Annotated in this window: 18 protein-coding genes, 1 tRNA gene and 1 pseudogene; 11 read left to right on the forward strand and 9 right to left on the reverse strand. The window is 67.7% G+C overall.

Translation table 11 applies throughout. From position 1 onward, the window contains the following. Positions 1-330: 330 nt before the first annotated feature. The 7 genes from WC493_RS15765 to WC493_RS15795 are packed head-to-tail and all read right to left on the reverse strand — an operon-like array spanning position 331 to position 7737. Positions 331-852, reverse strand: a complete 522-nt coding sequence (locus WC493_RS15765) for an NADH-quinone oxidoreductase subunit B family protein (RefSeq protein ID WP_373066486.1) — start codon at positions 850-852, stop codon at positions 331-333. Between the two features lie 10 nt (positions 853-862). Further along, on the reverse strand, positions 863-2380 hold the full coding sequence (locus WC493_RS15770; protein ID WP_373066487.1) for a nickel-dependent hydrogenase large subunit: 1518 nt from the start codon (positions 2378-2380) through the stop codon (positions 863-865). A 9-nt stretch (positions 2381-2389) separates the two neighbouring features. Continuing rightward, positions 2390-3838 (reverse strand): hydrogenase 4 subunit F, encoded by a 1449-nt coding sequence (locus WC493_RS15775; RefSeq protein ID WP_373066488.1) that lies wholly within the window; start codon positions 3836-3838, stop codon positions 2390-2392. Next, positions 3835-4497: a hydrogenase-4 component E gene (locus WC493_RS15780; RefSeq protein WP_373066489.1), complete on the reverse strand. Its 663-nt coding sequence runs from the start codon at positions 4495-4497 to the stop codon at positions 3835-3837. The genes WC493_RS15775 and WC493_RS15780 overlap by 4 nt, the downstream gene beginning before the upstream one ends. Beyond that, the gene (locus WC493_RS15785) at positions 4497-5450 is read right to left on the reverse strand and encodes a respiratory chain complex I subunit 1 family protein (protein ID WP_373066490.1); all 954 of its coding nucleotides are present in this window, start codon (positions 5448-5450) and stop codon (positions 4497-4499) included. The genes WC493_RS15780 and WC493_RS15785 overlap by 1 nt, the downstream gene beginning before the upstream one ends. After that, a complete protein-coding gene (gene hyfB / locus WC493_RS15790) occupies positions 5447-7459 on the reverse strand; it encodes a hydrogenase 4 subunit B (protein WP_373066491.1) in 2013 nt (670 codons plus the stop codon). The genes WC493_RS15785 and hyfB overlap by 4 nt, the downstream gene beginning before the upstream one ends. A gap of 2 nt (positions 7460-7461) precedes the next feature. Beyond that, on the reverse strand, positions 7462-7737 hold the full coding sequence (locus WC493_RS15795; RefSeq protein WP_373066492.1) for a helix-turn-helix domain-containing protein: 276 nt from the start codon (positions 7735-7737) through the stop codon (positions 7462-7464). Positions 7738-7962: 225 nt separating this feature from the next. Here WC493_RS15795 and WC493_RS15800 point away from each other — a divergent pair, with 225 nt between their 5' ends. The 3 genes from WC493_RS15800 to WC493_RS15810 all read left to right on the forward strand — a co-directional run bounded on the left by WC493_RS15800 (position 7963) and on the right by WC493_RS15810 (position 13009). After that, complete coding sequence (locus tag WC493_RS15800; protein ID WP_373066493.1) at positions 7963-9744, forward strand: PhoX family phosphatase; 1782 nt, start codon at positions 7963-7965, stop codon at positions 9742-9744. A 4-nt stretch (positions 9745-9748) separates the two neighbouring features. Continuing rightward, positions 9749-11410 (forward strand): hypothetical protein, encoded by a 1662-nt coding sequence (locus WC493_RS15805; RefSeq protein ID WP_373066494.1) that lies wholly within the window; start codon positions 9749-9751, stop codon positions 11408-11410. 93 nt (positions 11411-11503) lie between these two features. Beyond that, entirely contained in the window at positions 11504-13009 is a 1506-nt protein-coding gene (locus WC493_RS15810) for a flavin-containing monooxygenase (RefSeq protein WP_373066495.1), read from the forward strand. A 310-nt stretch (positions 13010-13319) separates the two neighbouring features. Here the strand turns inward: WC493_RS15810 and WC493_RS15815 are convergent. Next, positions 13320-13394 (reverse strand) — tRNA-Thr (locus tag WC493_RS15815). 101 nt (positions 13395-13495) lie between these two features. Between WC493_RS15815 and WC493_RS15820 the strand changes: the two genes are divergently transcribed. Further along, the gene (locus tag WC493_RS15820; protein WP_373066496.1) at positions 13496-14257 is read left to right on the forward strand and encodes an enoyl-CoA hydratase/isomerase family protein; all 762 of its coding nucleotides are present in this window, start codon (positions 13496-13498) and stop codon (positions 14255-14257) included. Here the strand turns inward: WC493_RS15820 and WC493_RS15825 are convergent. Further along, complete coding sequence (locus WC493_RS15825) at positions 14254-15447, reverse strand: glycosyltransferase family 4 protein (RefSeq protein ID WP_373066497.1); 1194 nt, start codon at positions 15445-15447, stop codon at positions 14254-14256. The two genes, WC493_RS15820 and WC493_RS15825, sit on opposite strands and share 4 nt — an antisense overlap. On the opposite strand from WC493_RS15825, the gene WC493_RS15830 reads away from it, so the two are divergent. The 7 genes and pseudogenes from WC493_RS15830 to WC493_RS15860 all read left to right on the forward strand — a co-directional run. Continuing rightward, positions 15446-16222, forward strand: a complete 777-nt coding sequence (locus WC493_RS15830) for an alpha/beta hydrolase (RefSeq protein ID WP_373066498.1) — start codon at positions 15446-15448, stop codon at positions 16220-16222. The two genes, WC493_RS15825 and WC493_RS15830, sit on opposite strands and share 2 nt — an antisense overlap. A gap of 53 nt (positions 16223-16275) precedes the next feature. Then, positions 16276-16515 carry a type II toxin-antitoxin system Phd/YefM family antitoxin gene (locus WC493_RS15835; protein ID WP_373066499.1) on the forward strand — a complete coding sequence of 80 codons (240 nt, stop codon included), beginning with the start codon at positions 16276-16278 and terminating at the stop codon, positions 16513-16515. After that, entirely contained in the window at positions 16512-16922 is a 411-nt protein-coding gene (locus WC493_RS15840) for a type II toxin-antitoxin system VapC family toxin (protein ID WP_373066500.1), read from the forward strand. The genes WC493_RS15835 and WC493_RS15840 overlap by 4 nt, the downstream gene beginning before the upstream one ends. A gap of 38 nt (positions 16923-16960) precedes the next feature. Beyond that, on the forward strand, positions 16961-17155 hold the full coding sequence (locus tag WC493_RS15845) for a twin transmembrane helix small protein (protein WP_373066501.1): 195 nt from the start codon (positions 16961-16963) through the stop codon (positions 17153-17155). A 1-nt stretch (position 17156) separates the two neighbouring features. Further along, entirely contained in the window at positions 17157-17717 is a 561-nt protein-coding gene (locus tag WC493_RS15850; protein WP_373066502.1) for a cob(I)yrinic acid a,c-diamide adenosyltransferase, read from the forward strand. 247 nt (positions 17718-17964) lie between these two features. Beyond that, positions 17965-18714 carry an electron transfer flavoprotein subunit beta/FixA family protein gene (locus WC493_RS15855; protein ID WP_373066503.1) on the forward strand — a complete coding sequence of 250 codons (750 nt, stop codon included), beginning with the start codon at positions 17965-17967 and terminating at the stop codon, positions 18712-18714. A gap of 1 nt (position 18715) precedes the next feature. Continuing rightward, a pseudogene (locus tag WC493_RS15860) lies at positions 18716-19316 on the forward strand (electron transfer flavoprotein subunit alpha/FixB family protein); the annotation flags it as partial.

Below are 19316 nucleotides of genomic sequence, written 5' to 3' on the forward strand. Positions count from 1 at the left end.
TTTATCGCTCGCTCCATGGTGTGCAAAACCTGATCAAATGGTCAAGATTTTTCGATCGGCAGAAATGATCGCTCGCGATCGCCGGTCCCTCCGCGCGCATTCGTCATGCCCGGGCTCGTCCCGGGCATCCACGTCGGGACGAGCCTCAGTTGTGCGCTTGAGTTGTCCCCTCGGTCGTCATGGCCGTGCCTGACACGGCCATCGATGAGAACACCGCGCTGGGCCAAAAGGCGTGGATCGCCGGGTCGAGCCCGGCGATGACGACGAAAGGCAGATTTTCCAGACGATGCGCGGCCGGACTTCCCCCGGCCCGCCGGTCGGGTGGGGGGATCAGCGCTCGGAAGCGTCGGTCAGCAGGGCGAGCAGGCCGGAGAGCAGGGCCACGGGCGTGGGCGGGCAGCCGGGAATGTGCAGGTCGACCGGCAGCACGGCGGAAACCCCGCCGGCCACGGCATAGGAACCGGCGAAGACGCCGCCGTCGAGGGCGCAGGTGCCGGCGGCGACCACCCATTTTGGGGCCGGGGTGGCGTCATAGGTGCGTTTCAGGGCTTCGGCCATATTGTGGGTGACCGGGCCGGTCACCAGCAGCACGTCGGCATGGCGGGGCGAGGCGACGAAGCGAAGGCCGAAACGCTCGACGTCGTAGAAGGCGTTGGAGAGGGCGTGGATCTCGAGCTCGCAGCCGTTGCAGGAACCGGCGTCGACCTCGCGGATCGACAGGCTGCGGCCGAGGCGGGCGCGCGCCGCATGGTCGATCCTTGCGGCCAGTTCGGCCAGGGCGGTGGCATCGGCGGCCGGCGGCGCTTCGGTCAGCACCGGCTTGGTCAACGTGTCGAACAGGAGCCGCCGCATCGCCCGCCCCCTAGAGGTCCTGCCCCGAATAGGAGCAGTTGAAGGATTTGTTGCACAGGGGGAAGTCGGCCACGATGTTGCCCTCGATCGCCGCTTCGAGCAGCGGCCACTGGAACCAGGAAGGATCGCGCAGGTGGCAGCGCGCCACCTTGCCCTGCCCGTCCAGGCGGAGCCAGACCAGGACATCGCCCCGGAAGCCCTCGACCAGGGCCAGGCCCTCGCGCGGTTCGGCCACCGTCGGCAGATCCACCTGCACCGGCCCGCCGGGCGGCAGGGCGGCGAGGATCTGGCCGATCAGCGACAGGCTCTGTTCCACTTCGCGGATGCGGATCCAGATCCGGGCGTTGACATCACCCTGGGTCAGCACCGGCACCTCGAAGTTCAGCCGGTCGTAGGGCGCATAGGGAATCTCGCGCCGTGCGTCGAAGGCGATGCCCGAGGCGCGGCCGACGTAACCGCCGGGGTGGTAGAGGCGGGCCAAGGCCGGCTTCACGATGCCGGTCTTCACCGTCCGGTCCTGCAGCGAAGCGGTCTCGTCGTAGAGCTTGACCAGGGGCGGGAAGGCCTTGGCCGCATGGTCGATCAGGGCGCGCACGGGCGAGAGGTCGAGGGCGCCGTCGGCAAGTGCGACGCCGCCCGGTACCACGGCGTCCATCATCAGGCGGTGGCCGAAACAGGCAGCGGCGGCGCGCAACACCCGTTCGCGCAAGACGCCGCAATGGGCCAGCATGAGGGCGAAGGCGGCGTCGTTGCAGATCGCCCCGATGTCGCCGAAGTGGTTCGCCAGGCGTTCCAGCTCCGCCATCAGGGCGCGCAGCAACAGGGCGCGCTCCGGCACCGTGACGCCGAGGGCCGCCTCGACCGCGCGGGCGAAGGCCCAGGAATAGGCGACCGTGCTGTCGCCCGAGGTGCGGGCGGCCAGTTTGGCCGCCTCGGCCGGGGTCTTGCCGGCCATCAGGGCCTCGATCCCCTTGTGCACGTAACCGAGCCGTTCTTCGAGCCGGACCACGGTCTCGCCCGCGGCGGTGAAGCGGAAATGGCCGGGCTCGATGATGCCGGCGTGCACGGGGCCGACCGGGATCTGGTGCAGGGCGCGCCCCTCGGCCGGCAGGAAGACATAGGGCGGCAGGCTCTCCGCCGGGTCGGGATGGGCGCCGAGCGGGTGGCGCAGGCCCCAGCGGCCATGGTCGAGCCAGGGCCGCCGGTCGGGCGAGGCCGAGGCGGTGAGGCCGGTCAGGTCGAAGATCGTGCGTTCCAGCCGGCCGGCCGGCGGATGGTGATGGGCGACCGAAGGATAGGCACCTTCCGGGCAGTCCAGCGTGACCACCAAGGGCTCGGCCGAGGCCTCCGGCAACAGGGCGAGATGGACCGCGGCCGCCTCGCCCCAGAGGCCGAGGAAACGGCCGCGTCCCTCGCCGAGGCCGGCCGCCAGCGCCTGCCAGGCCGGCGCATCGACGGCAAAGCGGGGCCAGGGGCGCTGGTCGCCGGTCGGGCGGGCAGAGAACAGGGCCTGGGTCAGGGTCGACATCCGCTCCCCCTAGCCCAGCACGCGCGCGACATGCTGGAACCATTCGACCAGCGGCGGCGGCAGATAGAGGCCGGCGGTCAGCACCAGCGCCAGATGGGCGAGCATCGGCAGATAGGATGCCTTCACCGGCGCATTGTTCTCGCTCGGCGGGCCGAAGGCGATGCCGTGGAGCCGCATCATGAGGGCGCCGAAGGCGATCAGCAGGCCGGCGACCAGGGGCAGGGCGAGCAGCGGCTGGGTGGCGAAGGTCGAGCTGACGACCAGGAATTCGCTCATGAAGATGCCGAGCGGCGGCATCCCCGCGATCGCCACGACGCCGAGTACGAGCGACCAGCCGAGGGCGGGATGGCTGGCGGTGAGGCCCCTGATGTCGGCCAGCTTCTGGGTGCCCTTGGCCTGCACGATGTGGCCGACGGCGAAGAAGATCGCCGACTTGGTCAGGCTGTGCATGGTCATGTGCAGCAGGCCGGCGAAATTGGCCAGGGGACCGCCCACGCCGAAGGCGAAGGCGATGATCCCCATATGTTCGATCGAAGAATAGGCGAAGAGACGCTTGATGTCCCGCCGGCGGTAGAGCATGAAGCCCGCCAGCAGGAGGGAGGCGAGGCCCATCACGATCAGCAGGGGACCCGCCGCGATCGCGCCCGTATTGGCGGCCAGCAGCAGCTTGAAGCGCAGCACGGCATAGAGCGCCACATTGAGCAGCAGGCCCGAGAGCACGGCGGAGATCGGCGTCGGCCCTTCGGCATGGGCGTCGGGCAGCCAGGCGTGCAGCGGCGCGAGGCCGACCTTGGTGCCATAGCCGAGCAGCAGGAAGACGAAGGCGACATTGAGCAGGGCGGGGTCGAATTCCGAGACCCGCGCCATCAGCGAGGTCCAGATCATGCCCTCCAGCCCTTCGCCGACCACCGGCCTCGCCGCCATATAGACCAGGATGGTGCCGAACAGGGCGAGCGCGATACCGACACTGCCCAGCATGAAATATTTCCACGCCGCCTCGATCGCCGCATGGGTGCGGTAGAGGCCGACCATGAGCACGGTGGTCAGCGTCGCCATCTCGATCGCCACCCACATGAGCCCGATGTTGTTGGCGACCAGGGCCAGGTTCATGGCGAAGAGCAGGGCCTGGTACATGGCGTGATAGAAGCGGAGGTGCAGGCTGTTCAGCCGCCCGGTCTCCACTTCGTGGGCGATGTAGCTCGCACTGAAGGCGCTCGTGGTGAAGCCGACGAAAGTGTTCAGCACGACGAAGACGACGTTCAGCTCGTCGACCAGGATATAGGCCTCGGGCGCCGGCCGCTGCCAGAGCAGCGACAGCGCCGAGATGAAGGTGAGCAGGGCGGCGGCGACGTTGAGCCGCGACGAGATCCGCCACGACGGCAGCAGGAACAGGATGACCGCGCTGGTCGCCGGAATCGCCAGGATCAGGGTGACCGCGCCGAGCCCGAACAGGGTCATCGCTGCTCTCCCCGGAAACGGTCGAGGGCGTTGACGTCGACGGTGTCGAAGCGCTCGCGGATGCGGAACAGGAAGATGCCGATCACGATGAAGGCGATCAGGACCGAGAAGGCGACCGAAATCTCGACGACGAGGGGCATGCCCTTGGCCCCGGTGGCGGCCAGGATCAGCCCGTTCTCGAGCGACATGAAGCCGACGACCTGGCTCACCGCGTTCCGCCGCGTCACCATCATGAGGAAGCCGAGCAGCACGACCGAGAGGGCGAAGGCAAGGTCTTCCCGCGCCAGCGGATCGGCCCCCGGCGTCACCCGCAGCATCACCACCATCGAAAGCGCGACCAGGGCGATGCCGGCCAGCATGGTCGGCCCGACGCTGACCGCCGTCTCGATCTCGCGGTGGATGCCGAGGCGGGTGATCATGCGGTGCAGGGCGACCGGAATGATGATCGCCTTGAACAGCAGCGCGATCGCCGCCGTGACATAGAGATGGGGCGCGGCCTGGGCGAAGGCCTGCCAGGAGACAGAGGCGGCCAGCACCACGGCATGGAGCGCAAAGACGTTGAGCAGCGAACTCAGCCGGTCCTGGTAGAGCAGGACGAGGCTCAGGAGCACGAGCCCGCCGGCGAGCAGATGAGCGACGTCAAAGAGAAGATGGCCCATCAGATACTCCTCGAAACGAAGAGGAGAAGCGTGCCGAGCAGGCCCAGCATCAAGGCGACGCCGAGGAATTCCGGCACCCGGAACACCCGCATCTTGGCGACCGAGGTCTCGAACATGCCGAGCAGCAGGCCGCCGACCGCGAGCTTGCCGACATAGAGCCCGGCGCCCACCAGCTTCTCCTCGAGCCCGGCGCCGGTCGGCGCCAGGCCCCAGGGCGTGAAGATACAGGCGATCAGCGAGACATAGAGCAGGAGCTTGAGCTGGCCGGCGAGCTCGATCACGGCGAGATGGCGGCCGGAATATTCCAGCACCATCGCCTCGTGCACCATGGTGAGTTCCAGATGGGTCGCTGGATTGTCGACCGGGATGCGCGAATTCTCGGCGATCGCGACCAGCACCAGGGCGATCAGCGCGAGCCCGAGGGAGACGCGAAGCCCGATCGTCGGCGACAGCATGGCATTGGCCATGGTCGAGAGCTGGGTCGAGCCGACGACGAGGGCCAAGGTGAAGACGATCATGATGGTCGCCGGTTCGGCGAGCGAGGCGATCATCACCTCGCGGCTGGAGCCGAGGCCGCCGAAACTGGTGCCGACGTCCATGCCGGCGAGGGCGAGGAAGAAGCGTGCACTGCCGAGCAGGGCGATGATGGCGATCAGGTCCGCGGTCCAGGAGAAGGTGAGGCCGGTGGCGAAGGTCGGCACCAGGGCGGCGGCGACCCAGGTCGCGGCGAAGATCAGATAGGGGCAGACGCGGAACAGCCAGGAGGCGTTCTCGGCCAGCACCACTTCCTTCTTCATCAGGCGGAGCAGGTCGCGGTAGGGCTGGATCAGCGAAGGCCCCTGCCTTCGCAAAAGCCGCGCCTTCACCTTGCGCACGAAGCCGGTGAGCAGCGGCGCCAGGGCCAGGACCAGGGCCATCTGGGTGCCCTGGGTGATCAGGTCGCCGAGAGTCATGACCATATCGCCAGCAGGAGCAGCAGCGAGATCAGCGCCACGAAGACCAGGCTGAGGTAGCTGCGGATGGTGAGGAACTGCAGGAGGTTGGCCCGGTCGGCGATGCCGCCGATGGTCCGCCCGATCGGGGCATAGATCAGCTCCCAGGCGAAATCGCGCCAGGCCAGCGTGTGGCGGGCGGGCCGGGGATCGCCCGGGGCCGGCATGTCCACCGTCTCCCGCGCTCTGAACAGGCTGGCGCCGAAGACGCGGCGGATCGGCTGGGCGAAGCTCGCCGCGGTATATTGGGTCGCCGGGTCGGTATTGGGGAAGCCGCAGTCCCAGGGCGGCGCCCGGCGGATCGTGCCGGAAGCCAGGCGGTGGATGACGAAGGCGGCGATCGAGGCGGAGGCGACGATGAAGCCGAAGACCAGAAGGCCGTTGTAGGAACTCCGGCTCTCCATCACGGGCACGATGGTGAGCCAGCTCTGGTCGAGCTGGCGCGGCATGCGGGCGCCCACCAGTTGCTCCATCACCGGGCCGAGCCCGTCGATGGCGAGGCCGGGCAGGATGCCGGCGGCAAGGCAGACCAGGGCCAGGATGGCCATGGCGGAGATCGAGAAACCGTCGACCTCCCGCGCCTCGGCGGCGGCCTTGCTGCGCGGCCGGCCCAGGAAGGCGACGCCGAAGACCCGGACGAAACAGGCGGCCGCCAGCGCAGCCGCCAGCGCCAGCAGGGTGCCGGCCGCCGGCACGGCGAGCTTCAGGCCCCATTGCGGCAGTTCCGGGCTCAAGAGAATGGCTTGGAACGCCATCCATTCCGAGGCGAAGCCGTTGAGCGGCGGCAGCGCCGAAATCGCTCCGCAGGCGACCAGGAAGACGACCGCCGTCTTCGGCATGCGGTGGATCAGCCCGCCCAGCTTCTCGAGCTGGCGCTCGCCCGTCGCGGTCAGCACGGCACCGGCGCCGAAGAACAGCAGGCTCTTGAACTGGGCATGGTTGAAGACGTGGAACAGGGCGGCGGTCAGGGCCAGCGCCGCCGGCCCGGCCAGTCCGTTGGCCCGGAAGGCCAGGGCGAGGCCGAGGGCGATGAAGACGATGCCGATATTCTCGATCGTCGAATAGGCCAGGATGCGCTTCAGATCGTCCTGCATCAGGGCATAGAGCACGCCGACCGTCGCCGTGATGCCGCCGATCGCCAGCACGGGCACGCCCCACCACCAGATGCTGGGGCCGAGCAGGTCGAAGACGATGCGGACGAAGCCGTAGATCGCGACCTTGGTCATCACCCCGCTCATCAGGGCGGAGACATGGGAAGGGGCGGCGGGATGGGCGAGCGGCAGCCAGACATGGAGCGGCACCAGGCCGGCCTTCGACCCGGTGCCCAGCAGGGCGAGGCCGAGCACGGCGCCGGCCAGCACCGGCCCCGGCGCCGTCGCCCGGATCGTCGCGAAATCATAATGGCCCTCGGGCCCGGCCAGCAGGCCGAAGGCGAGCAGCAGGGCGAAGGTGCCGAAACTCGCCATCAGGATGTAGATGTAACCGGCCCTCGCATTGCCGGCTTCGGCGTGATGGGCCATCACCAGCGCCCAGGACGACAGCGACATGAATTCCCAGGCGACCAGGAAGGCGAAGGCGTCGTCCGCCATCAGGACGAGGTTCATGCCGGCCAGGAAGGCGGGAAAGAAGGGCAGCACGCGCCCCGGCTCGTGCTCGTGCCTTCCGTAGCCGAGGGCATAGAGCGAGGCGGCGGCCCCCCCGAGGTCGATCACCAGAAGGAAGAAGGCGGAGAGCGCGTCGACGCGGAAATGGGCGCCGATCCAGGGCAGGCCGACCGGCAGCACGGTGGCGCTGGCCGCGGCCCCCAGGGCCAGCCCGGCGACGGCCGTAGCCGCCAGGGAAAGCGCCAGGGTGCCGCCATAGACGATGCGCGTCGCGCCGTCCCGCCCGTGCAGCGCGATGGCGAGAAGGGCGAGGGCGAGGAAGCCCGCGACCGCCCAGAGTTCCAGGATCACCGGCGTCGGCGCCATGGTCAGTTCCCCGCACTCTCGGCCGCTCGGGCGGTGCTGCGCAGGCGGACGCCGCGCCCGCCGCCGGCACTCGGCGCCTCGTCGGCGATCAGTTCGACGCCCGCTGCGGTCAGGGCGTCGATCAGTTTGACCAGGGAATCGACATTGCCGCGCACCACCCCGTTGCTCGCCTCCATGCGCTGGATGGTGGGCAGGGAAAGCCCCGCCAGCGCGGCCAGATCCTTCTGGTCGATGTCGAGCAGGGCGCGTGCGGCACGCAATTGGGTAGCGGTGATCATGACCCCTCGTGAGTCCTGATCATTGATTCCTAGACCCGCCGCAATCGGATTTCAACGGTGATTATTGATGTTTGAGACATCAATATTGCAGGTTCATCGCGGCGCTCCCGCGAAGCCGGCCGGCCACGACGTCACAAATCTGTTTCCGAGCGATCCTATAAGGTGATCGCGCGGCCGGACTGCCGGCCCCCGCAACCGCCGCCCGATTGCCAAGGAAGCCCCGCCATGACCCGACTCGTGCTGCTCGCCACGACGGCCGCCGTCGCCCTTTCCGCCGGCCATGCCTTCGCCGCCGATCCCCTTTCCTTCGATCCCGTGTCGGCCCCGACCACGGACAAGGAGAAGCGCGAGGTCCGCGCCACCTCCGAAGTGACGGTCGACGGCAAGAAATACACCATCGGCTTCACCACCCTGGTGCGCTCGGGCGACAAGATCGGCAGCGGCATCTTCGGCCAGGTCCTGGACCAGGCGGGCAAGCCGATCGTCGGCGCCGACGGCGCCCCGATGATCTCGAACGACATCGATTTCTCCTCGCTGCTCACCCAGGGCGGCAAGACCTATGTGGTCTCCCAATTCGAGACCCGGCCGGCCGCGGTCTATGTCACCGAACTGGCGGCCGACGGCCCGAACGGCGAGCTGAAGGCGGTCGAGACCTCGCCGGTTTCCTTCGCGGCCGACGGCGGCCTCTGGGTTCCCTGCGCCGGCTCGGTCACGCCCTGGGGCAGCCACCTCGGCTCCGAGGAATACGAGCCGGACGCCGAAGTGATCGAGACGACGACCGATATCACCAAGCTCGACGCCTATCCGAAGCCGATGGCGCTCTATTTCGGCTATGACGCCATGGACCCGGCGAAGAACCCGACCATGGACGGCTTCCGCGCCGTGTTCAATCCGTACCGCTACGGTTACATCACGGAAATCTCGGTCGGCGACGACGGCAAGGGCACGGGCGTCAAGCATTACGCCATGGGCCGCATCTCGCACGAACTCGGCTATGTCATGCCGGACAAGAAGACGGTCTATATGACCGACGACGGCGCCAACGTCGGCCTCTTCCGCTTCGTCGCCGACGAGGCGGGCAAGCTCGACGCCGGCACCCTCTATGCCATGCAGTGGCACCAGACCAGTGCCGAGAACGGCGGCGCCGCCAAGCTCGGCTGGATCGACCTCGGCCATGCCGGCTCGGCCGAGGTGAAGGCCCTGATCGACAAGGGCCTGAAATTCTCGGATATCTTCGAGCGCGCGGAAATCTCCAAGGAAGGCACCTGCCCCGAGGGCTTCACGGCCTCCGCCGCCAACGCGGTCGAGGAATGCCTGAAGCTGAAGCCCGGCATGGAACTGGCGGCATCCCGCCTCGAAACCCGCCGCTTCGCGGCGATCAAGGGTGCGACCACCGAAATCCGCAAGGAAGAGGGCATCACCTACGATCCCGACCATCACAAGCTCTATGTCGCGATCTCCGAGATCAGCCGCGGCATGGAAGACAGCATGAAGAACGGCAAGCCCAGCACGGCCTTCGACGTGCCCTCGGCCAATCACATCAAGGTGCCCTACAACCTGTGCGGCGGCGTCTACGAGCTGAGCCTCGACGACAAGTTCGTGGCCACCGACATGAAGGGCCTGATCACCGGCAAGCCCGCGAAATACGGCGACGACAGCCCCTTCGCCGGCAACGCCTGTGACATAGATGGTCTCGCCAATCCGGACAACATCTCCTATGTCCCGGGGCGCAACACCCTGATCATCGGCGAAGACACCGAGGCCGGACACCAGAACGACGCGGTCTGGTCGCTCGACCTCGCCACGAAGAAGCTGACCCGGATCGAAACGACGCCCTACGGCTCGGAAACCACCTCGGTCTACGTCTATCCGAACGTCGGCGGCCACGGCTATCTGATGAGCGTGGTGCAGCACCCCTACGGCGAGTCGGACGAGAAGCAGCTCCGCCAGCCGGCCGATGCCAAGGCCTATCTGGGCTACATCGGTCCCTTCCCGAAGCTGGACTGAGACGATGCGGCGGCTGCCCTACGCCGCATCCGCCGCGGCGGCCGCGATGATCGCGGCCGCCGTCGGCCTCGCGGCCACGCCGCCGGGCGAGGCGCAGGACCTGCGCTCGCGCGTTGCCGCCAATCCCTTCGCCTTCATCCCGCCCCAGTGCTACACGAAGACCAAGACGGATGGGCAGGTCCACAATCCCTGCTACGTCTGCCACCTGTCGTCGGCGGCCCCCAACTATATCGACGATGGTGCCCTGCAGACCGCCTATGATTTCCCGGAACCGGCGCTGCACAACGCCTGGTCCAATCTCTTCGTCGACCGCCGGGCGGCCGTCGCCGCGGTGGCGGACGACGAGATCCTGGCCTATGTCCGGGCCGACAATTACCACGACGGCCAGGGCCGGCCGGAACTGGCCGCGCGCCTGTCCCATCCGCCCGCCGGCTGGGACATCAATGGTGACGGCGCCTGGTCCGGCTATGTCCCGGACATCTATTTCGACGTCGACGCCGAAGGTTACGACCGCCTGCCGGACGGCACGCGAAACGGCTGGCGCGCCTATGGCTACCTGCCGCTGCCGGGCGCCTTCCTGCCCTCGAACGGCTCGGCCGACGACGTCTTCATCCGCCTGTCGGATGCCTTCCGCCAGCGTGCCGACGGCACGGCGGATTGGACCGTCTATGCCGTCAACCTCGCCGTCGTCGAAGCCCTGGTGAAACGCGCCGATATCGCCATCGCGCCGGTCGACGAGGCGGCGCTCGGCGTCGATCTCGACCGCGACGGCACGCTCGGTCGTGCGAGCCGGATCGCCTTCGCCTTCGACCCGCGGAACGGCGTCACCATGTCCTATGTCGGCAAGGCCCGGGACCTGCTCGCGGCGGGCGAGGTCCATCTGGCCGCCGGCCTGTTCCCCGAAGGCACGGAATTCGTCCATAGCCTGCGTTATCTCGATGTCGACGCCGAAGGCCGGGTCGGCGCCGCGGCGCGGGTCAAGGAACTCCGCTATGCCCGCAAGCTCGGCTGGCGGACCTATCATTCCCTGCTCGACCAGGCGATGAACGACCTCCGGGAAGAGCACGACAATCCGGAAGAGCCTGAACATTTCGCGGGCGACGTCGAATCCGGCATCGCCACCGGCACCGGCTGGCGCTACCAGGGTTTCATCGAAGATGCGGCCGGCTTCCTGCGGCCCCAGACCTACGAGGAGAGCCTGGCCTGTGCCGGCTGTCACGCCGGCGTCGGGCGCACGGCGGACACGATCTTCTCCTATCCCCGCAAGTTGGGCGCACCGGCCGGCGGCTGGTTCCACTGGAGCGCCGCCTATGCCCTGGGCGACCAGCCGGACCCGCCGCGGCCGGACGGCGGCGGCGAATATGCGACCTATCTCGCCAGGAACCACGGCGCCGACGAATTCCGCGCCAACGAGGAGGCGCTGGCCCGCTTCTTCCCCGGCGGCGTGGCCGATCCGGCGGCGCTGGCCGGCCTCGCCACCCGGCTTGGCCCGCTCACCGATCCCTCGCCCCGCCGCGCCCTCGACCTCGACAAGGCTTACCGCCTGATCGTGCGGGAGCAGAGCTTCGCCCTCGGCCGGGCGCCCACCATCGCCCCGCTCGACGACAAGGTCTGGCGCGACGTTCCCGAAGGCAGCGAAACCGGGATTGCCGACGCGGTGAATTGATCCAGATCAGTGTTTGCCGCTCGAACCTCGGTCAAAAATGACGCAGGCGTCAACTTTTAGGCGCTACGAGGAGACATTCGGGAGGGCCAGGATATGGCGACGGCAGCACAGGCGCGCGTGGTCGAGACGGAGACCGCGCCGGCTGAACAATTCGACGTGGTGATCGTGGGCGCGGGCATTTCGGGGGTGGGCGGCGCCTATCACCTGCAGACCCAATGCCCGGGCACCCGCTATGTGATCCTGGACACGCTGGAGAGTTTCGGCGGCACCTGGCTCACCCACCGCTATCCCGGCATCCGCTCGGACAGTGATCTCTTCACCTTCGGCTATCGCTTCAAGCCCTGGAAAGGGGCACCCATCGCGACCGCGGAAGAGATCCTGAAATATATGGGCGAGGTGATCGAAGAGAACGGCATCGACCAGCACATCCGCTATCGCCACAAGATCACCAAGGCTTCCTGGTCGAGCGAGCGGAACCGCTGGACTCTCGACGTCGCCAATCTGGCGAGCGGCGAGAGCTTCCAGATCGAGACGCCCTTCCTCTGGATGTGCCAGGGCTACTATCGCCACGACAAGGGTTACACGCCGACCTGGCCGGGGATGGACCGCTACAAGGGCACCATCGTGCATCCCCAGACCTGGCCCGAGAATCTCGACTACAAGGACAAGACCGTCCTGGTGATCGGCTCGGGCGCCACCGCGGCGACCCTGGTGCCGGCGATCGCGGGGCAGACCAAGCATGTCACCCTGTTGCAGCGCTCGCCGACCTATTTCGTGCCGGCCCAGAACATCAACGACATGGCCGAACTGCTGCGCGGCCTCGAGGTCGACGACGCCTGGGTGCACGAGATCACGCGGCGCAAGATCCTGAAGGACCAGGCGGAACTGACACAGGTCTGCATCGAGCAGCCGGAAGTGGCCAAGGAATTCCTGCTGAACGGGGTTCGCGCCTATCTCGGCGACGAAGAGGTGAAGGCCAATTTCACCCCGAAGTACCGGCCGTGGCAGCAGCGCGTCGCCTTCGTGCCGGACGGCGACCTGTTCCAGGGCATCAAGGCGGGCAAGGCCAATGTGGTGACCGACGAGATCGAGACTTTCAACGAGACCGGCGTGCTCACCAAGTCCGGCAAGCAGCTCGACGCCGACATCATCGTGACCGCGACCGGCTTCGACCTCTCCGTCCTCGGCGACATCCAGTTCAGCGTGGACGGCCAGCCGCTCGACTTCTCGAAGACGGTGACCTACCGCGGCATGATGTTCACCGGCCTGCCCAACCTGGTCTGGATCTTCGGCTATTTCCGCGCGAGTTGGACGCTTCGGGCGGACATGATCGGCGATTTCGTCTGCCGCCTGCTCAAGCACATGAAGGAAAAGGGCGTGCAGCGGGTCGAGGTGAAACTCCGCCCCGAAGACAAGGACATGCCGCTGCTGCCCTGGATGGACCCGAATAATTTCAACCCGGGCTATCTGATGCGCTCCATGCACCTCCTGCCCAAGCGCGGCGACAAGCCGGAATGGCAGCACACCCAGGATTACTGGATGGAACGCAAGACCCTGCCCGCGATCGACCTCGACGGTGCGGAATTCGTCTATAGCTGAGGAACTGGGCGCCCGGTTTCGGCCGGGCGCTCATCAGGCCTGCCTGTTCACGAGCCTTCGTTTTTTCCGCTGGTCGCAGGCGGCCGTATAGAAATTCTCCCGGACGGTCCTTCAGTTGGCGAAGGTCGGTCGGCCAGAGGTCGATATTGACCTCGTCCAGGATGAACCAGCATTGCCGGTCGTTCCCGGGCCCAGTCAAGGGCGGCCAGGGAAGACGCAAAGGAAGCGAAAGTCCAACGTTCTCGTTCCGTCCACGCCCGAACGGGCGCCGAGAAAGCGGGAAATCCCTTTTAAATCAATTATTTGGCGATGGTGCCGGCGCGCGGAATTGAACCGCGGGCCTACTGATTACGAATCAGTTGCTCTACCCCTGAGCTACGCCGGCAGACCTGGGAGTTGGAGCCGCCTCTAATAGCCAATGTGGGGGGCGGCCGCAAGCCTGCAATGGCGTTGCTGCGCTGCGTCGGCTTCGCTAGGGTTCGGGCCATGACGACCGATACCGTTCTCCTGAAAATCGAAGGCGCCCGCGCCACCATCACGCTCAACCGGCCGGAGCGGCACAATGCCCTCGAACGCGCCGATCTGGAGCGCTTCGGGGCCCATCTGGACCAGATCGCGGCGGATCCCCAGGTCCGCCTGCTGATCCTGTCCGGCGGTACGGCGAAAAGCTTCTGCTCCGGCGTCTCGATCAACGATCTGGCCGGCGGGCAGCAGCGCGAAGGCGCGCTCGAGACCCTGGTGAACAAGCTCGAGCATCTGAAGATCCCGGTCATCGCGGCCCTGAACGGCGGCATCTTCGGTGGCGCCGTCGAGATCGCCCTGGTGGCCGATTTCCGGATCGGCGTCGAGGGCATGAAGATGTTCGTGCCGCCGGCCCGCCTCGGCATTCATTACCCCGTGCTGGGCCTGACCCGGCTGATCGAACGCCTCGGCCTCAACGTGGCGAAGCGCCTGGTGCTCTCGGTCGAGGAATTCGTCGGCCCGCAGCTCGTCGAGATCGGCTTCCTCGACAAGATCGTGCCGCGCGAGGCGCTGGAGACCGAGGTCGAGACCCTGGCCGAGCGCATCCTGGGCCTCGCCCCCCTGGCGGTGCAGGGCATGAAGCAGACCCTGAACGGCATCGCCCGCGGCCACCTGGACAAGCAGGCCGCGGCCGGGCGCATCGCCGCCTGCTGGGCTTCGGCCGATCACCAGGAAGGGCTGAAGGCTTTCGCGGAAAAGCGCAAACCTGTGTTTGCCGGCAACTAGCGCCCGGCCATCAGCCGGCGGTAGACGTCGAGCGTGCTCGCCACCATGCGCTCCACCGTCCAGGTGGCGGCGACATGGGCGCGGGCATAGGGGGCCAGCGACTCCCGCGCCGAGGCATCCAGGCGCAGCGCATCCTCGATCGCGGCGGCCAGGGCGGCGACATCGCCCGGCGGCACCAGAAGCCCGGTCTCGCCCGGGATCAGGGTCTCGCGGAAGCCGCCGTGATCGGTCGCCACCACGGGCCGGCCCATGGCCTGGGCCTCGACCGGGATGCGCCCGAAGGCTTCGGGTTCGAGCGACGGCGCCACCACGACGTCGGCCAGCATATAGGCCGCCGCCATGTCCCGGCAGTGGCCGACGATGCGCACGATGCCGCCGAGGCCGGCCGTGCTGATCTTCTCTTCGAGCTCGGTCCGGTATTTGTTGCGGCCCTGCTCGTCGCCCACGATGAAGCAGACGAAGTCGCGCCGCGACATCCGGGCCAGCGCATCGACCAGGAAGCCCTGGCCCTTCCAGCGGGTCAGGCGCCCGGGCATCAGGATCACCGGCGGGCCGTCGGGCAGGCGCCAGGCCTTGGCGACGGCGATCACCCGTTCCTGGCTCACGTTATGGGGATCGAAGACGTGGAGGTCGATGCCGCGCGGAATGGTGACCAACCGGCCGGCCGCGTCGGGATAGCGCTCGCGGACGTGCTGTTCGATGAAGTGCGAATTGGCGATCACCGCGTCGCCCGCCGCCATGATGGCGTTGTAGCGCCGCTTGCCCGGGAAATTCTCGTTGTAGGTGCCGGCATAGGTGGTGACGAAGGGCAGGCCCTCGGCCCTTGCGGCGGCCAGCGCGCTCCAGGCCGGCGCGCGCGAGCGGGCGTGGACCAGCTCGATGCCGTGTTTGCAGATCACCTCGCGCAGGCGGCGCACGTTGCGGCGCATGCGGAAGGGGTTTTTGGTCGCCAGCGGCAGGACGATGTGGCTGGCGCCCGCCCGTTCGACGTCATGCACCAGGCGGCCGCCCTCGGAAGTCACGAAAGCATCGACACCGGCCGCGACCAGCCCGGCCGCGACATCGACCGCCGTCCGTTCCACGCCGCCGGCGCCCAATGCGGGCAGCACCTGCAACACCCGGGGCAGCCTTCCCAGGGGCACTTCGCCCGCCATGGCATCATCCTCGATGCCGGTATATGTATCGCTCATGAATGACGCCGACGCCCCTTTCACCGCCGCCGCACCCCGGAAACTCGGGCGTGGCGACGATCACTGGATCGCCTATCACACCGCGGCGGGGAAATCACCCGGCGTCCTCTTCCTCGGCGGGTTCAAATCCGACATGACGGGCACCAAGGCGACGGCGCTCGATGAGTTTTGCCGCAGGACCGGTCGCAGCTTCACCCGCTTCGACTATTTCGGCCACGGTGCCTCCAGCGGCAAATTCACTGACGGCACCATCGGCCGCTGGCGGGACGATGCGCTGGCGGTCCTCGACCAGGTGACGCAGGGGCCGCAGGTCGTCGTCGGCTCCTCCATGGGCGGCTGGATCGCCAACCTGCTGACCGTCGCCCGGCCGGAACGGGTGGCCGGGTTGATCACGCTCGCCGCCGCCCCGGACTTCACCCACCGCCTGATCGAGACACGCCTGACCCAGGCCCAGCGCGAGGCCCTGGCGCGCGACGGCTTCGTCACCGATCCCTCGGCCTACGACCCCGACGGCTACCAGATCACCCGCAGCCTGATCGAGGAGGGGCGCAATCACCTGATTCTGGACCGGCCGGTCGCCATCCGCTGTCCGGTCCGCCTGATCCATGGCGACAGCGATGCCGACGTGCCCTGGTCGCTCTCGGCCGAACTGCTCGGCCGGCTCGAATCGGCCGACGCCACCCTGACCCTGGTCAAGGGCGCCGACCATCGCCTGTCCAACCCGGCCGACATCGCGCGGATGGAGCAGGCGGTGGAGGAGTTGGCGGCGTTGTAACCGGAAAATTCTGGTTTATATTTTCAACCAGAATTTCGATCCGGGAGATGACCATGCTCGTCGTCGGCGCCTTCGAGGCGAAGACCCGTCTGTCGGCGCTGCTCGAAAGGGTGGCGGCGGGCGAGGAAGTCGTCATCACCCGCCATGGCAAGCCGATCGCCCGGCTGATCGGCGCCGAACAGGCCGTCAAGCGCGATGCGGTCGAGGCGGCGGAAGCCTTGCGAGACCTGCGCCGGGGCACAAGCCTCGGCGATCTCTCCTGGCGGGCGCTGCGGGACGAGGGGCGTCGATGAGCCTGGTGGTCGATTGCTCGATCGCCATGACCTGGTGCTTCGAGGACGAGGCGACCCCGGCCACGGAGGCGATCCTCGACCGCGTCTGCAATGAAGGCGCTGTCGTGCCGGCCCTGTGGCATCTCGAAGTGGGCAATGTTCTGATCCAGGCGGAGCGGCGCGGCCGCATCGCCTGGGCGGAGGCCCTGCGGCGCCTGTCCTTGATCGAGCGCCTGCCGATTGAGATCGACCCGCATCGGCCGGGCGACGGTCTTGCCGTCGCCGACCTGGCCAGGGCGGAGGGGCTGACCGCCTACGACGGTGCCTATTTGCACCTCGCGCTCGGTCGCGGCCTGATGCTCGCGACCCTGGACAAGGCATTGGCCGCTGCCGCCCGGCGCCGCGGCATCGGTCTGCTGCCCGCTTAGGCGTTTCCCCCGCTCCGGCGCCCTGCTATACCGGCGGCATGTCCGGACTTCTTTCCTTCGTCATTCCCGTCGTCATGGTCGCCCTGCTCGTCGTGCTGGGCATGGGCATCGTCGTCCTGGTGAAGGGCGGGCCCGACCGGCGTTTTTCCAACAAGCTGATGCAGATGCGGGTCTTGGTGCAGGCGGTGGCGCTGGCCCTCCTGATGCTGGCGCTCTATCTCTCGGGGCGCTGAGATGGTGAAGCTCGACCGGATCTATACGCGGGGCGGCGACAAGGGCCTGACCTCTCTCGTGGACGGCAGCCGGGTGGCCAAGCACGCGATCCGTGTCGCGGCCTACGGCGAGGTCGACGAGCTCAATGCGACGATCGGCCTGATCCGGCTGGAGACGGCGGACTTGGCCGAGGTGGACGCCATGCTGGTGCGCATCCAGAACGATCTCTTCGACCTCGGCGCCGATCTCGCCACGCCGGAGGGAATCGAGGGGGCGCTCCGCATCGTCGACGCCCAGGTGACCCGGCTCGAGGGCGAGATCGACGTGATGAATGCGGAAATTCCACCGCTTCGCTCCTTCATCCTGCCGGGCGGCAAGCGGGCGGCGGCCTTCGCCCATCTGGCGCGCACCGTGGCACGAAGGGCCGAGCGGGCGATCAGCGCTCTGGCCGAGGCGGAGGCGATCAACATGGCCGCACTCCGCTACGTCAACCGGCTGTCCGACCATCTCTTCGTGCTGGCCCGCCATCTGAACGACCGCGGTGCGGCGGACGTCCTCTGGGTGCCCGGCGCCAACCGTTGAGGCGCGACCCTTCACCGCTTGCCAAGCGTGGATTCCCTGCCACTATGGCGGGCCACGGCGGTCTTCGGGCCTCCGGGGGACGGCCGCGACGGTTCGCTTCGTTGACAGATCCGGTGCCGCTTCTTATGGTGCGGCGCGGCAAAGGGTGGCTTGGGTCTGTTGCGGGCCCTGTCGTCCCGGCTGACCCTCGGGCCCGTCGGCCCTGGTGATCAAGCAGTTCCCGAGAACAGGGCGGAGCGAATTTCCCATGAAGGTCCTGGTGCCCGTGAAGCGGGTCGTCGACTACAACGTGAAGATCCGCGTCAAGGCGGACAATACCGGTGTCGACCTCGCCAACGTCAAGATGTCCATGAATCCCTTCGACGAGATCTCGGTCGAAGAAGCGATCCGCCTCAAGGAAGCCGGCAAGGCGACCGAAGTCGTCGTTGTCTCGATCGGCCCGGCGCAGGCGTCTGAAACCATCCGCACGGCGCTGGCCATGGGCGCCGACCGCGGCATCCTGATCAAGACCGACGAGGAAGTGCAGCCGCTCGCCGTCGCCAAGCTGCTGAAGGCCGTGGTGGCCGAGGAGCAGCCGGGCATCGTGATCGTCGGCAAGCAGGCGATCGACGACGATTCGAACCAGACCGGCCAGATGCTCTCGGCCCTGCTGGGCTGGGGCCAGGCCACCTTCGCTTCGAAGATCGTGGTCGGCGACGGCTCGATCGACGTCACCCGCGAAGTCGACGGCGGCCTCGAGACCCTGACCCTGAAGCTGCCCGCGATCGTCACCTCGGACCTGCGTCTGAACGAGCCGCGCTATGCTTCGCTGCCCAATATCATGAAGGCGAAGAAGAAGCCGCTGGCCGAGAAGGCCCCGGCCGATTACGGCGTCGACGTCACCCCCCGCCTGAAGACCCTGAAGGTCGAGGAGCCCCCGAAGCGCAGCGCCGGCATCAAAGTGCCCGACGTCGCGACCCTGGTGGCCAAGCTGAAGACCGAAGCGGGAGTGATCTGAGATGGCGATTCTCGTCCTTGCCGAAAATGACGCTGCTGGCCTGAAGCCGGCGACCCTGAACGCCGTTGCCGCCGCCAAGGCGATCGGTGGCGACATCCACCTCCTGATCGCCGGTGCCGGCGTCGGCGCCGTGGCGGCCGAAGCCGCCAAGATCGACGGCGTCGCCAAGGTGCTGACCGCCGACGACGCGGTCTACGCGAACCGCCTGGCGGAACCGCTGGCGGCGCTGATCGTCTCGCTCAGCGGCGCCTACGACTATATCGTCGCCCCCGCCACCACCTCGGGCAAGAATGTGACGCCGCGCGTCGCCGCCCTGCTCGACGTGGCGCAGATCTCGGAGATCGTGAAGGTGGTCTCGGCCGATACCTTCGTCCGCCCGATCTATGCCGGCAACGCGCTCGCGACCGTGCAGTCGGCCGACGCCAAGAAGGTCATCACCGTGCGCACCACCGCCTTCCCGGCGGTCGGCATGACCGGTTCGGCGGCGATCGAGGCGGTTTCCCCCGCCGGCGATCCGGGCCTGTCGTCCTTCGTCGGCGCCGAGCTCTCGAAGTCGGAGCGTCCGGAACTGACTGCGGCCCGCATCGTCATCTCGGGCGGCC

Origin of the sequence: Zavarzinia sp., assembly GCF_041650655.1 — a bacterium.
Taxonomy (GTDB): Bacteria; Pseudomonadota; Alphaproteobacteria; order Zavarziniales; family Zavarziniaceae; genus Zavarzinia.

Coding starts and splice junctions, on each gene's coding strand:
- WC493_RS15765 (WP_373066486.1), bottom strand. CDS start 852: ATGCGGCGGCTCCTGTTCGACACGTTGACCAAGCCGGTGCTGACCGAA.
- WC493_RS15770 (WP_373066487.1), bottom strand. CDS start 2,380: ATGTCGACCCTGACCCAGGCCCTGTTCTCTGCCCGCCCGACCGGCGAC.
- WC493_RS15775 (WP_373066488.1), bottom strand. CDS start 3,838: ATGACCCTGTTCGGGCTCGGCGCGGTCACCCTGATCCTGGCGATTCCG.
- WC493_RS15780 (WP_373066489.1), bottom strand. CDS start 4,497: ATGGGCCATCTTCTCTTTGACGTCGCTCATCTGCTCGCCGGCGGGCTC.
- WC493_RS15785 (WP_373066490.1), bottom strand. CDS start 5,450: ATGACTCTCGGCGACCTGATCACCCAGGGCACCCAGATGGCCCTGGTC.
- hyfB (WP_373066491.1), bottom strand. CDS start 7,459: ATGGCGCCGACGCCGGTGATCCTGGAACTCTGGGCGGTCGCGGGCTTC.
- WC493_RS15795 (WP_373066492.1), bottom strand. CDS start 7,737: ATGATCACCGCTACCCAATTGCGTGCCGCACGCGCCCTGCTCGACATC.
- WC493_RS15800 (WP_373066493.1), top strand. CDS start 7,963: ATGACCCGACTCGTGCTGCTCGCCACGACGGCCGCCGTCGCCCTTTCC.
- WC493_RS15805 (WP_373066494.1), top strand. CDS start 9,749: ATGCGGCGGCTGCCCTACGCCGCATCCGCCGCGGCGGCCGCGATGATC.
- WC493_RS15810 (WP_373066495.1), top strand. CDS start 11,504: ATGGCGACGGCAGCACAGGCGCGCGTGGTCGAGACGGAGACCGCGCCG.
- WC493_RS15820 (WP_373066496.1), top strand. CDS start 13,496: ATGACGACCGATACCGTTCTCCTGAAAATCGAAGGCGCCCGCGCCACC.
- WC493_RS15830 (WP_373066498.1), top strand. CDS start 15,446: ATGAATGACGCCGACGCCCCTTTCACCGCCGCCGCACCCCGGAAACTC.
- WC493_RS15825 (WP_373066497.1), bottom strand. CDS start 15,447: ATGAGCGATACATATACCGGCATCGAGGATGATGCCATGGCGGGCGAA.
- WC493_RS15835 (WP_373066499.1), top strand. CDS start 16,276: ATGCTCGTCGTCGGCGCCTTCGAGGCGAAGACCCGTCTGTCGGCGCTG.
- WC493_RS15840 (WP_373066500.1), top strand. CDS start 16,512: ATGAGCCTGGTGGTCGATTGCTCGATCGCCATGACCTGGTGCTTCGAG.
- WC493_RS15845 (WP_373066501.1), top strand. CDS start 16,961: ATGTCCGGACTTCTTTCCTTCGTCATTCCCGTCGTCATGGTCGCCCTG.
- WC493_RS15850 (WP_373066502.1), top strand. CDS start 17,157: ATGGTGAAGCTCGACCGGATCTATACGCGGGGCGGCGACAAGGGCCTG.
- WC493_RS15855 (WP_373066503.1), top strand. CDS start 17,965: ATGAAGGTCCTGGTGCCCGTGAAGCGGGTCGTCGACTACAACGTGAAG.